Source organism: Streptomyces sp. NBC_00045 (assembly GCF_045041095.1).
Classification (GTDB): Bacteria; Actinomycetota; Actinomycetes; order Streptomycetales; family Streptomycetaceae; genus Streptomyces.
Map to the genome: position 1 here is coordinate 538,353 of NZ_CP108271.1, position 12,162 is coordinate 550,514.

9 protein-coding genes are annotated in these 12,162 nt (G+C 74.6%); 5 read left to right on the plus strand and 4 right to left on the minus strand.

Annotated elements, in window-relative coordinates:
• The first annotated feature begins 224 nt into the window (after positions 1-224).
• A complete protein-coding gene (locus tag OHA65_RS02720; protein ID WP_328761376.1) occupies positions 225-1,040 on the plus strand; it encodes a DUF1826 domain-containing protein in 816 nt (271 codons plus the stop codon).
• On the opposite strand, the gene OHA65_RS02725 is transcribed toward OHA65_RS02720, so the two are convergent.
• A complete protein-coding gene (locus OHA65_RS02725) occupies positions 991-1,923 on the minus strand; it encodes a hypothetical protein (RefSeq protein ID WP_328761377.1) in 933 nt (310 codons plus the stop codon). The two genes, OHA65_RS02720 and OHA65_RS02725, sit on opposite strands and share 50 nt — an antisense overlap.
• Before the next feature lie 67 nt (positions 1,924-1,990).
• Between OHA65_RS02725 and OHA65_RS02730 the strand changes: the two genes are divergently transcribed.
• Together OHA65_RS02730 and OHA65_RS02735 are read left to right on the plus strand one after the other, a co-directional pair.
• Positions 1,991-3,358, plus strand: a complete 1,368-nt coding sequence (locus OHA65_RS02730) for a 2OG-Fe(II) oxygenase (protein ID WP_327281442.1) — start codon at positions 1,991-1,993, stop codon at positions 3,356-3,358.
• Entirely contained in the window at positions 3,340-5,511 is a 2,172-nt protein-coding gene (locus tag OHA65_RS02735) for a sulfotransferase (RefSeq protein ID WP_327281443.1), read from the plus strand. The genes OHA65_RS02730 and OHA65_RS02735 overlap by 19 nt, the downstream gene beginning before the upstream one ends.
• 44 nt (positions 5,512-5,555) lie before the next feature.
• On the opposite strand, the gene OHA65_RS02740 is transcribed toward OHA65_RS02735, so the two are convergent.
• Both OHA65_RS02740 and OHA65_RS02745 read right to left on the minus strand, forming a co-directional pair.
• A complete protein-coding gene (locus OHA65_RS02740) occupies positions 5,556-6,440 on the minus strand; it encodes an aspartyl/asparaginyl beta-hydroxylase domain-containing protein (RefSeq protein ID WP_328761381.1) in 885 nt (294 codons plus the stop codon).
• On the minus strand, positions 6,437-7,201 hold the full coding sequence (locus OHA65_RS02745) for a polysaccharide pyruvyl transferase family protein (protein ID WP_327281445.1): 765 nt from the start codon (positions 7,199-7,201) through the stop codon (positions 6,437-6,439). The genes OHA65_RS02740 and OHA65_RS02745 overlap by 4 nt, the downstream gene beginning before the upstream one ends.
• Before the next feature lie 123 nt (positions 7,202-7,324).
• Between OHA65_RS02745 and OHA65_RS02750 the strand changes: the two genes are divergently transcribed.
• On the plus strand, positions 7,325-8,014 hold the full coding sequence (locus tag OHA65_RS02750; RefSeq protein WP_327281446.1) for a hypothetical protein: 690 nt from the start codon (positions 7,325-7,327) through the stop codon (positions 8,012-8,014).
• 132 nt (positions 8,015-8,146) lie between these two features.
• Here the strand turns inward: OHA65_RS02750 and OHA65_RS02755 are convergent, their stop codons facing one another.
• A complete protein-coding gene (locus OHA65_RS02755; protein WP_405754379.1) occupies positions 8,147-11,032 on the minus strand; it encodes an AAA family ATPase in 2,886 nt (961 codons plus the stop codon).
• Between the two features lie 326 nt (positions 11,033-11,358).
• Between OHA65_RS02755 and OHA65_RS02760 the strand changes: the two genes are divergently transcribed.
• On the plus strand, positions 11,359-12,018 hold the full coding sequence (locus tag OHA65_RS02760; protein ID WP_328765114.1) for a response regulator transcription factor: 660 nt from the start codon (positions 11,359-11,361) through the stop codon (positions 12,016-12,018).
• Positions 12,019-12,162: the final 144 nt, after the last annotated feature.

Below are 12,162 nucleotides of genomic sequence, written 5' to 3' on the forward strand. Positions count from 1 at the left end.
CGGCCCGGGCATACAGAAGCTAGTACACCGATACCTTCCGGCGTATCCACGACATACACACCGTTCGAAGCACGCCCCTGGTCCCGCACGCCGAAGTGCGCCGCACGCGCCCCTCCGCGGTCCGGATCGTCGGGCCGGACGGACGGTGGGCCGAACGGGTTCTGCGGCCGTCGGCGCCGCCTGTCGGGGCGGGGATCGGCCGAGCACCGAGTACGTTGCGGTCCGTGGCCCCCGACTCCCGGAACACCGCGGTCGCCGGTGTCCTGCACGGGGCGACGGCAGACGACGTCGCCCGGTTCGCGGACGATCCCTCGCTGAGCGCGGTCGTCGTCCCCGACGGCCGGCCCGAAGCGTGGCTGCGGGGGCTGGCCGAGCTCGTCGTCGGGGGGCGGCTGGTCATCCCCCGCACCACCCTGGCGTCGGTCACCCGGGACGAGTTCACCGACTGGGCGCACACGGCGCTGGCTCATGCACCCGCCGCCGTCGCCGGCCCCCTCGTCGACGACATGGCCGCCGTCTTGACGCGGGTGGTGGACACGACGCGGACGGGCCGGGTGATGGTGCGCTTGTTCACCGAGGCTCCTACCCGGCGGTGCGGCTTCCACGTGGACACCGTGCCGCCGCAGAGCACGACGATCGGGGCCGTTCGGGTCTACAACGGTCCGACCACCGAGTACGTGGACGGCAAAGACGTCCTGGGCATGGGCGAGTTCTACGCCCATCTCGCGCGCCGCGAGCGGCTGTCGCGCCGGGCCCGGAGCACTGCTGGCGCGGGCGAGGCGGGCGGGCCCGGCGAGGGCGCGCTCGACGAGTTGTGCAGCATGGACGAGAAACCGTCGTTCCTGCGCCCGGGCGCCGTCGTCCGGCGGGTGCCGTCCGACGCGACCGTCTTCTTCCGCCACCTCGACGTACGCCGGCACTGGTCCGCGCATCCGGTGGCCGACGTCTGGATCCACCGCTCCCCCATGCACGGCCCGGCCCGGCTGGTCCTCAACGTGTCACCGGCACCGCGCGTGGCGGCGAGCCCCGGTCGGGGGTGAGCAGGACGTGGGTGAGGTGGTCGGGGAGGGAGCCGTCGAGGGTGCGCAGCAGGCCGAGGACCCGGGCCCCGGCCCGGGCCGGCCCGTGGTGCGCGCGGAACCAGGCGCGGGGCCGGAGCCGGGCGTCGAGCACGGCCCGTACCGCCGCCACCGCGTCGTCCTCCCCGTCGAAGAACGTCCCGGTGAAGGGGTTGACGTACTGCCATCCGCCGAGGATCGCCCGGTTGACGACGACCGGCACGTCGAGGCAGAGCGCTTCGGCCAGCACGCGCGGCGAGGCGTCGAGCACGGCCGGTACGAACAGGGCGCGCGCACCGGCGATGACGGCGAGCAGCTGCCGCCACGGCAGCGGTCCGACCAGTCGTACGCCGTGGATCGGATCGGCGCCGGCGGGCGCGTCGACCACGAGGATCCGCAGTCCGGTCTCCCGGGCCAGCTTGCGCAGGCAGCGCGCGGCGAGCGGCCAGTTCTTCGCCTGCTGCCGCCAAGGCTCCCGGCCGGACACGTGCACCACGTCGGCCCGGTGGACCTCGTTCGGGGCGGCTCCGCGCGCCGGATCCACACGCAGCGGATCCGTGAAGTCGGACTCGCTCGCCAGGAGTCGGGGACCGTTCGGCGGCAGGAAGCGGTCCGGATCGCGGAAGCAGTGCAGCCACGCCTCGCACAGCAGCCCGTAGTCGCGCTCGTCCCGCCACGGCCCGCTCGGAAACCCCAAGTAGCTGGTGGCGCCGGCGAACCGGGCCCCCGTACGGGTCAGTTCCGTCAGCCGCAGGTGGTGTGCGCGCGTCACGATCGGCGCACGGACCAGGACCCACGGCAGGTGTTCCCCGCCCGGCCCGGTCACCCGCAGGAAGGGCGAGTCGGCGGCAGGATCCGCGTCCATCACCCTCGTCCACCCACCCGAATCGGCACGGCGCCACGGCGCCACGGCGAGCAGCGAAGGAGAGGCCATGACCTTGACCCCGACCATCAGACGCGACTTCTACACGGATGGCAACGGCGGCACGCGGATCGAGATCTTCGACGAGCTGAGCGAGACCGCCAAGGCGGCCCTGTACACCTTCTTCCGGCGGGCCGGTGCACCCCACCTCATGGACGAGGTGGTGCTGCCGCTGTTCTGCGAGGGTGATTCGCAGATGTTCGTCGGGGTCCGTGACCGGCCGTGGCCGCCGTGGGGGCTGGGTGCCCGCAACATCGTCGCCGTCGTGCAGACCCACATGGTCGCCGACGGGTGCTGGGGGCTGAGCCCCGTGCACGTCGCCGACGAGGACCTGACGAACGTCGGCCTGTGCGCCGCCGTGTACAAGGAGGCCCTGGAGACCCTGGCCGTCGACCCCAACGCCGAGGTGCACTACCTCGTCGCCGAGGGGTCGCGGCTGGCGGACCTGACGCTGCGCCGCGTCGGCTTCGAGCGCACGGAGGACGTCTTCCTCACCGAGGCCGCGCGCTACCTCACGTACCGCGCCCCGGTCGGCGAGCTGCTGGACCGGCTGGGGCTGGCCGAGGCCGACACGGTCGACGTCCTCTCGGGCGCCCTCGACGACGAGACGTTCGGGCTCAACGCCGCGTTCCACAACACCGTGTACCTGGGTTCGCGCGCCGAATGGGTCGTGGACCGGCCCTCCGTCCCCTCCGAGATCGCCCGGCTGGTGCGCGGCGGCCACTACAGCAAGCCGGCCGGCGTGCCGACCGGCACCGGCCGGTACGAACGGGATCCGATCGCCGAGGTGGCGCAGGGCGTGAGGGAATTCCTCACCGATGCGGAACACGACGAGTTCCGCACGTACGTGTTGGGGCGGGAGTCCGACTTCAAACCGGCCACGGTCCGGATGTCCGGGACCACCGGGCCGGTGGTCGACGAACGGGTGCGCCGCAGTCTCGTCCTCCACGAACTGGGACCGTACGAGGCCCTGTTCACGGAGCGGATCAAGGAACACCTGCAGCAGATGTGCAGCCGTCTGAGCCTTCCGGCGTTCCCCCTGGGCCGCATCGAACTCCAGGTGACCGCCAACGGCGACCGGGACTACTTCGGGATGCACCGCGACAGCGACAACGGGGACGGCCGAGAGCTGACCTTCGTGTACTTCTTCTCCGGAGAACCCCGCCGCTTCTCCGGCGGAGAACTGAGGGTGTTCGAGACGGTGCTGGAGAACGGGCAGGTGGTACCCACCGACCGCAGCCAGACCATCGTGCCGCGCGCCAACCTCGCGATGTTCTTCCCCAGCCGGCACGACCACGAGGTGCTCCCGATCCGGGTGCCGAGCAAGGCGTTCGCGGACGGCCGCTTCAGCGTCACCGGATGGGTCCACCGTCAGTGAGCGGGAACGGTGACGGGAACGGGCGGGAGGCCGGGGCGACCGCCGCCGCCTGGGCCGTGATCGGTCACGTCGCACTCCCCTGCGAACTGGCCCGGCCCGCGGCGCGCGCCCTGCACCACACCACGTTCCCTGAGGTCGCGGGTCTGGTCGCGCGGGGCGTCCGGCCCGACGCCCACGGCGTACGCGCCCGGTACCTCTTCGAATCCGCGGCGTCGGCGTCGGCGTTCCGGGCCGCACAGGATCCGGGGCTGGCCCGTCTCGGTCCACCCGTCACCGGTGCCGTACGGGCCGTCCCGGCGGCGGCCGGCGCCGGCGCGGGCACCGCGCCCGTGATCATCATCTCGCCGCCGCGCTCGGGCAGCACGGCCCTGTTCGACGCCCTGGCCCGGCATCCCGGGCTGTGGACGGTCGGCGGGGAGAGCGAGAGCGTGATCGAAGGCGTACCCGGACTCCACCCGGCAGCCGGCGGTTACGCCTCGCACGCACTGGAGGCCGAGCACGCCGACCGGCACGGCGCGGCCGTACGCGCGGGATTCCTCGCCGAACTGCGCGACGCGCGGGGACGGAGCTGGCTGGACCTCGGCGGTCCGCAGGCCCCGCCCCCGAGACTGCTGGAGAAGACCCCGGAGAACTGCCTGAGGCTGCCCTTCCTGCTGCGGCTGTTCCCGGACGCCACCGTCGTCCACCTGCACCGCGACGCCCGCGACACCGTCGCCAGCATGGTGCGGGCCTGGACCCATCCGGCCTTCGTCAACATCCCTGACCTGCCCGGCTGGCCCCGACGGTCCTGGCATCTGCTGCTGCCGGCGGACTGGCGGCGGCTGTGCGGCGACGACCTGTCGCGGATCGCGGTCCACCAGTGGGCGGCCGCCGTGGACGCGGTACTGGACTGCCGTGCCGCTCGGCCGGCCGGCCGCTGGGTGGACGTCGACTACGCCGCGCTCAGTGCGGCACCGGCCCGGACGATCCGGTGGCTGGAGCGGGAACTCGGTCTGCCCGCCGGGCCGACCGGCCGGGACCTGCCGCTCTCGGCCACCACGATCACCCCGCCGAGGCCCGGCAAGTGGCGCAGCACACCCGGATTCGACCCGTCGGCGCTGGATGCCGTGTCGAGGACCCTGCGACGCGTCACGAAGGGACGCACCACGCCCGTGCCCCGACCACCCCGACCCACGTCATCCGATGCCCGCCGGCGCCCTTCCTTCGTGTGCTGGCTCGACGACGGCGGCGGCGTCGACGACGGCGGCCCGGACACCGACGGTGCTGCGAGCACCGGTCGCCTGCCCGACCCGGCCACGGCCCCGGTCCTCGACCCGGCCGTCGTCCTCCAAGGCGGTGTCACCATCCCCTTGGGCCTTCAACGCCGGGCCCGGTTCCGGGACCGGTTCCTGCCCGACCATCCGATCCTGTGGGCCGACGACCCCGGCACCGGTGCCCTCGCGCCGTTCTGGGTCTCCCCCGGGGACTTCCCGGCGCTGCGCGCGCTGGTCCCCGGGCGGCCCCTCCCGCCGGACCTGCCCCCACGTCTGTGCACCGCGCTCGCCCGGGCAGGCGCGCTGGGACCGGCCGGGGCGCGCGCCCTGGCGGCCGCCCGGGCCGACGCCACCGCGGCGGCCGCGACCGCGGACTTCGAGCGCACCGAGGTGTGCCGGATCGACCGCATGGTGCACCCACGCCACCGTGAGGCCCTGCTCGACTACTACGAACGGCTCATCGCCTCCGGCTCCTGGCCACTGGGAGACGCCCAGGTGGCCGGCCGCTACGGCTGGTACAACGAGTCGCTGGCCCGCTTCTTCCACCACCAGTTCCGCACCCTCGTGGGGCGCACCGTGGGCCGGCCGGTACGCCCGTCGTACGCGTACGTGTCGGCGTACCGGGGCGGCGCGGTCCTCGACCGCCACGTGGACCGCGAACAGTGCGAGTACACCGTCTCCCTGCTGCTCGGGGAGTCCGGCCCGGGAATCGAGGGCGGGTGGCCGCTGCACCTGGGCACCGCGCAAGGCGAGGTCTCCCTGGTCCAGCAGCCCGGGCAGGCCGTCCTGTTCAGGGGGACGCGCGTGCCCCACGGTCGCCCGCCGCTGCCCGACGGCAGCACCCACACCTCACTGCTGTTCCACTACGTCCCGGCCGAGTTCCGCAGGACCCTGTACTGAACGGGCTGCTGCTGGAGGAGCTGCCGCGCAACGGGCCGCTGGCCCTACTGCGCCGCGAGCAGGCCGACGCTCCGCGCCTCGGCTTCGCTGACGTGCGGTGCGATGCGCTCCCACCGCACCGCCCTACGCCGTCCTACGGGCGGTTCGGCGCGGTTGGCGGGACCGAGCCGGGTGAAACCGGCCGGCGCCCGGCCCCGTCCGAACATGGCGGCCGCGGCATCGGCCGTCAGCAGCATGTCCCACACGAGGTGGATGCGCTCGGCGGGTGCACGGTTCTCGGCTGCGTGCACACAACCGTGGTTGACGAGGTACACCGCGCCGGCCTCCAGGTGGTACACGTCCCCGTCGAGCGTCAGGGTCGCCTCCGGACGGGTGACCAGCGGCAGGTGGAAGCGGGCGCGGATGCCCACCTCTCCCGAACGCGCCCGTACCACGCTGTGCTCCTCGTGCGGGGACAGCGAGGCGCCCGGCCCCAGGACGTTGACCCGAAAGTTGACCAGGTGTGGCAGGGACCCGATCAGCTCGGCCAGGGCCGGGTGGCGGGCCGCGTGGTGGAAGCGCTTGCCGAAGCAGGACAGGTCGTGGTCGCGGGAGAAGTCCTCGCAGCGGCCGGAGGCGTTGAGCAGGCTGAACTGCTCGACCTGGCCGCGGGGGCCGGTCCATGCGGTCACATGACCGGGGTCGCCCGCCAGGGAAGGGCGCTGCCGGTCCCGCAGCGACGCCACCTCGGCGGCCAGTCGCGCGGCGGTTTCGGGACCTGCCTGCATCAGTCGCAGGCAACGGATGCCGGGGCGGTGGTAGTTGGCGTCGCGGATGCCGTCGAGGATCCGTTGCAGGGCGAGGGGCGGGTCCGGGTGGGGGCGCCGGCCGGGTTCCGCGTCGCGTTCGGGGCCGTGTTGCGGGGCGGTCGGCGGCTCGTGGGCTGTCAACGGAACGGGCACCTCTCCAGGAGCAGGTCGACGTCCGGGAGCCGCGAGGGGAGCGTCGCGAAGTCGGCGAGCCCCGCCGAATCCAGCCCCGCACCGGTCGGGCCGACGGAGACGGGCGGGGGAACCGGTACCCCGACCGAAAGGAAGTAGTCGTGGAACTTGCTCCCGTCGCCGCTGGGCAGGTCCCGGAAGCGGATCCACACCGCGGGGATCCCGTACGCGTGGCCGAGGATGATCCCGTGCAGGCTCGACGACGCGACCAGCGGGGCCCGTACGAGCTGCTCGACGACGTCCTCGACCGGCCGCTGCACGTCGACGAGCCGCCAGCCGGCCGGAGTGCCGAGCTGCGCCCGGGCCTTGTCGGCGAAGTGCGGGACGACCGCGGGCTGCCGCCCGGTGGCCCGGCCGCCGCGCGGCAGGAACCTGGGCACCAGCAGGGCGGGATCCCCGTACACGGGGGGACATGCCGCGCCGGAGCGCAGCGCCGCCTCCCGGGTGAGGGGGCCGCGTACGGCGACCAGCTCGGCACGGGGATCGATGTACTCGCCGGCGTGCATCACGCCGGCGCCCCAGACGACGGCCCCCGGCCCCGCGAGGGAGATCACGCTGCCGGTGACGAAGTGCTTGCGCTGCGGGGCGTGCGGCGCGGTCCACCGTGCCGGGGCGCCGCAGATCCGCCGGACCAGCCAGGGGGTGAGCCGGTCGCCGACGTTGCCCTGGCTGGGGGCCCGGCACCAGAAGGCGGGCACGGCCTCGACCACGCCGCCCACTGTAGTGAGCCGACGGCCCTGTTCATCCGCACCTACCACCGTGATGTCGCCTGGTTGCACTACGCGCTGGCCTCCGTCCGGCGGTGGTGCCGGGGCTTCGCGGAGGTGGTCGTCGTGACGCCGGGCACCGGGGCGGCCGCCGTGCGCCGGGCCGTGGGCGGGAGCGTTCGGCTGGAGGTGGGCCCCGACTACCCCGACGACTACCTGGGACAGCAGGTGAGCAAGCTGTACGCGGACGAGCTCACCGACGCCGGCCTCATCTGCCACGTCGACTCCGACATGGTCTTCTTCCGCCCCGTCTCCCCCGCCGACCTGCTCGTCGGAGGTCGGCCGTGGATCGTCCGCCGGGCCGTCGCCGAGCTCGGACGGCACCGACCGTGGATCGCCCCGACGGAAGGCTTCCTCGGGCGTGCGGTCGCGTACGACTTCATGCAGCAGCCTCCGTTCACGTACCCGCGCTGGTTGTACGGGGAGCTGCGCGCCCTGTGCCTGGAGCGCCACGGGATGTCGATGGAGCGGTACGTGGCGGGGCGGCCGCCGCGCGGGTTCTCCGAGTTCAACGTGCTCGGCGCACACGCGCACGCGCTTCACCGGACCTCGTTCGCCTGGCACGACGCAGGGGCCGGGGCGGTCCCGCCGCTGCTCTGCCGCTGGTACTGGAGCCGGGGCGGCATCGACGCCCGGCTGCGGCAGGAGCTGGACCTCGCGGTGGGCGGGACGGCTGCGGACCGGTCGGCCGCGCAGAAGCGGTCCGGGGGCGGACCGGCCGTGGCTGCGCCCTTCGGCCGGGGCCGGCCGGGGTAGCCGAGTGCTGGGGGTCGGCCACCGGTGCGAACGTGCCGGACGCGCGGCGCCCCGGGCCCGTGGGCGGTCGAGCGCGTACGCGTACGCCCGATCCCCCTCCCGGCAGGATGACGGTGGGTGCCCGGCCCGGTGTCAGGCCCGTTCCTGGGGCCGCGGGCGGCCCAGGGTGGCGGGGAGTTCAGCCCTGCGGCGTATGCCCAGTTTCCGGTAGGTGCTCGTCAGGTGGGTCTCCACGGTGCGGCGGGCCAAGTGCAGCAGGTCCGCGATCTCGGTGTTCGTCCGCCCCGCCGCGGCCAGTTCCGCGATGCGGCGCTCGCTGCCGGTCAAGGCCCCCGAGCCGGTCCGCGCCGCGGCCGGGACCCGGGCGCCGCCTTCGCGCAGGGCCTGCTCGGCCAGGGCGAGCAGCCGCAGGCCGCCCTTGCGTTCGGCCAGCTCCGCCGCCTCGCGCAGCCGGTCACGGGCACGTCCGCGTTCACCGGCGGCGAGGAGCTGGCGGCCCTGGGCGAGGAGGGCCTCGACCAGTTCCATTCCGGCATCGGCCGGCGCGTCCCTGAGGGTCTCCACCGCCTCCTCGGCGAGGAGCAGTCCGTGGCGGCCGCCCGTCGCGGTGCCGAGGACGCGCAGCGCGCGTCCCACCGTGCGCGGGGTGTTCCACACCCGGGCCAGCCGCAGCTCCTCGGTGGCCAGAACCAGGGCCTCCTGGCCGCCGCCGAGCGCAAGGCGGCACTGGGCGACCGCCGTCCGCCAGGGGGTGACGATCGGGCTGAGCACCTCCCGGGCGGTCTGGCGGCGGCCGCACTCCAGGAAGTCGTGGAGCGCGCCCGCCGGGTCGCCGGCGGCCAGGCGCTGCACTCCCCGCGCGTAGAGGAAGCGGTTCAGCTCCCACGATTCCGGGGCCCGGCTCAGGTCGAAGGCCTCGGCGAGCCGGCCGGCCTCCTCGGCGCGCCCCGTGTGGACGAGTGCCATCAGCACGTGGGCGTCCCGGTTGGAGGGGCCGCTGTGGGCGCGCGCGGCGACGGCGGCGCCGTCACCCCGCACGGCGATCAGCCGGGCGACGTCTCCGCGGGCCGCGGCGATGTCGGCGCGGGTGTTGAGCAGCGCGTGCTCCATGGGATGGAGCAGGGCGGGGTGCTGGCCGGCCAGACCGCGGTCCACGAGCCGCTCGGCCTCGTCGAGTTCGCCGGCCCATTCGGCGACCGCCGCCGCCGTCCCCAGCAGGAACGGCTCGGCCAGCGGGTCGGAGGGCTGTGCCAGCAGGGCCCGTACGCGGGTCATGGCCTCGCCGGCCGAGATCAGCCCGGCCGTCGCCTCGTACCGCACCAGCAGGGCCCGGCTGGCGGTGCCGACGAGTTCCGGCGCGCGGGCACCGCTCTCGGAGAGCTTGCGGTAGGTCTCCTGGCGGGTCGCGAGGTCGGCGTCGGCCAGGAGCGCGGTGGCGGTCTGCACGGTGCGGGTGAGTCCCGGATGTCCGTCCAGGCTGCCCTCGGTGCGCCGCAGCACCTCCAGCGCCGTGGTGACTTCGCCGCGGCCGACGAGGGCCGTGCCGAGGGCGACGGCCGCACTCACCCGGTCGCGGGGTGCGGCCGCCAGGTGCTGCGCCTCCGCCAGGCGCGCGATCGCCACCGCACCGTCGGCCGAGGCGTACTCCAGCGAGCCCAGCTCGGTCAGCAGCCGCTGGCGCCGGTCGTCGGAGAGCGGTTCGTCCAGGGCGCGGCGCAGATAGCCGGCGGCGTCGCCGGGGCGGGCGTCGTGCACCGCGACCGTCGCCGCGTCCCGCAACACGCGCAATGCCCAGGGCAGGCCGACGCCCCTGGCGCGCAGCAGATGGGCGGCGACCGCTTCGGCTCCTTCGCCGCGCCGCAGCATCGTCTCCGCCGCCACCCGGTGCGCCGTCTCCCGTCGTACCGTCGGCCAGCCGGTCAGCACGGCGTCCCGTAGCAGTCGGTGGGCGAAGCGGGGCCGGCCGGCGGAGTCCGGGCGCAGGAGTCCGATGCGGGTCATCGCGGTGAGCCAGCCCGCGACCCGTGCGGGATCCGCGCCGGCCGCCTCGGCCAGCAGCCCGGCCGTGTCCGCACCCACCGGGTCACCCGCGCCGACCCGGGTCCGCTGTTCCCCCGTCTGCCTCGTCTTCCCCGTCTCCCCCGTCTGCCTCGTCTCCCTCAGGTCCCTCGTCTCCTCCGGCCAGGCCTCCTCCAGGGCCGCCAGGCAGCGGGCCACCTCGGCCGTCGCCTCACCCGCGCTGCTCAGCCACCACGAGACGGCCGCCGGATAGCTCCCGGGATACAGCGCGGCGCAGGTGTCCGGGAGCGGCGGAACCCCGTCCGGTGCGGGGCCGGCCGGCCGCGCGCCGCCGAGGTCGTCGAGCAGGGCGTGGAGCAGCATCGGGCTGCCCGCGCCCGCCCGTGCGCACTCCGCCGTCCAGTCAGCGCCGGCCGCCGGGAAGGCGGAGCGGACGAGTTCCGCAGCGGCCCCGTCGCCGAGCGGGTCGATCGTGTGGGTGCGGACGAGGGACGGGGACAGGGACTGGGCGAGCCCGGCGCGGCGTGGGTCGATGTCGTACTGGCTGCGTTCGCTCGCCACGAGCAGTACCGGTAATTGGTCGATGTGGCGCACCGCCTCCCGCAGCCACCGGCGTGACGGGGCGTCGGCCAGGTGGACGTCGTCGACCGCGAGCAGGAGCGGGCCGTGGGCGGCGTACGCGCGCAGCAACCGCCACAGCCGGGCGGCGCTCCCCCGGTCGTCGTGGTCGGGAGCCAGTTCGGTGAAGTCCGAGACGGGTCCGAGGAGTTGCAGCACCGTGGCGAACGGCACCCCGGTGTCCTCCGGCGAGCACCGCACCTGCAGGACCCGCAGGCCCCGGCCCTCGGCGTCCCGGACGGCGGTCTCCAGCACGGAGGTGCGGCCGGTGCCGGTGGCCCCCTGGAGCAGCACCAGACGGCCGGAACCGGAGCGGGCCCGCTCCGTCTCGGCCGCGAGCAGCGCCCGGGCGCCGTCGCGTTCGCGGAGCGGTCCGGTCATCAGTGCCTCCTGTGGTGAGCGGGGTGGTTCCCCGCCGGTTGAGACGACGGGATCCGTGTCGGGGTGGTGGGAAGTGGCGTACCTCACTACGGTCCCCGCGCCCGCCCCAGATGCCGTGGGGACCCGCTGTGACCTGCGGTGACGCGCGCTGCGGCGGCCGGCCTCGTGGTGGTCGGCGCCACGGTCTCGTGGTGCGGCTCGTGGTGCTCCACGATTGCGGTCCCCACAGCGCCCGCAGAAGGGTTGAGCGTGCTCATCCGCCACCGGCCCGCGCTTCGCTGCGGGCCGCTGAACAGGGGAAACGGTTGTTCAACTCACCCCGGACCATGACCATGTCCTCGCCCGGCACGGGCCGCAGCCCCGGCCCCGTGGACCGACGCGTCCCCGTGGCGGTGTCCGCCCCGGACCCGATCAGCCACGAGGGCGCGGTCAGCCAGTTGCGCAGACACCCGGAGATCGAGCTGCGCGAGGAGTCCGGTCCGGGCACGGTGGCGTTGCTCGTGGAGGACGCGCTCGACGAGGCGGCTCTGACCCGGCTGCGCCGGATCGTGCGCAGCGAGGGGGCGCGCGCCGTGCTCGTGGTGGGCGCGATGCGGGAGAACGAACTGCTGGACGTGGTGGAGTGCGGTGTCGGCGCGATCGTCTGGCGCCACGAGGCCACCGCCGACCGGCTGGTGCAGGCGGTGCTGGCCGCGTCCCGCGGTGACGGCGATCTGCCCGCCGACCTGCTCGGCCGGCTCATCCACCAGGTGGGCTCGCTGCACCGGGGCGCGGCGGGCCGGACCGGCACGCCCCTCGGGCTCACGCCCCGCGAGGTGGACGTCCTGCGCCTGGTCTCCGAGGGCCTCGACACCGGTGAGATCGCGGGCAAGCTGTCCTACTCCGAACGGACCGTCAAGAACGTCATGCACGGACTCACCACACGCCTCCACCTGCGCAATCGCGCGCACGCCGTGGCATTTGCCCTTCGGGAAGGCTACATCTGACCGTCCGGGCAACCGAAGGCGGCCCGACGTGCCCGCGGGGGCAGGGCGCAGTGCCCGGCGGCCGTCCCCCGTGCCCCTGCTGCCGGGGTGGCCGCCCGGGGGACGATCGACGGTGGACGACGGACCGGGCGGAAACGGCCGTGC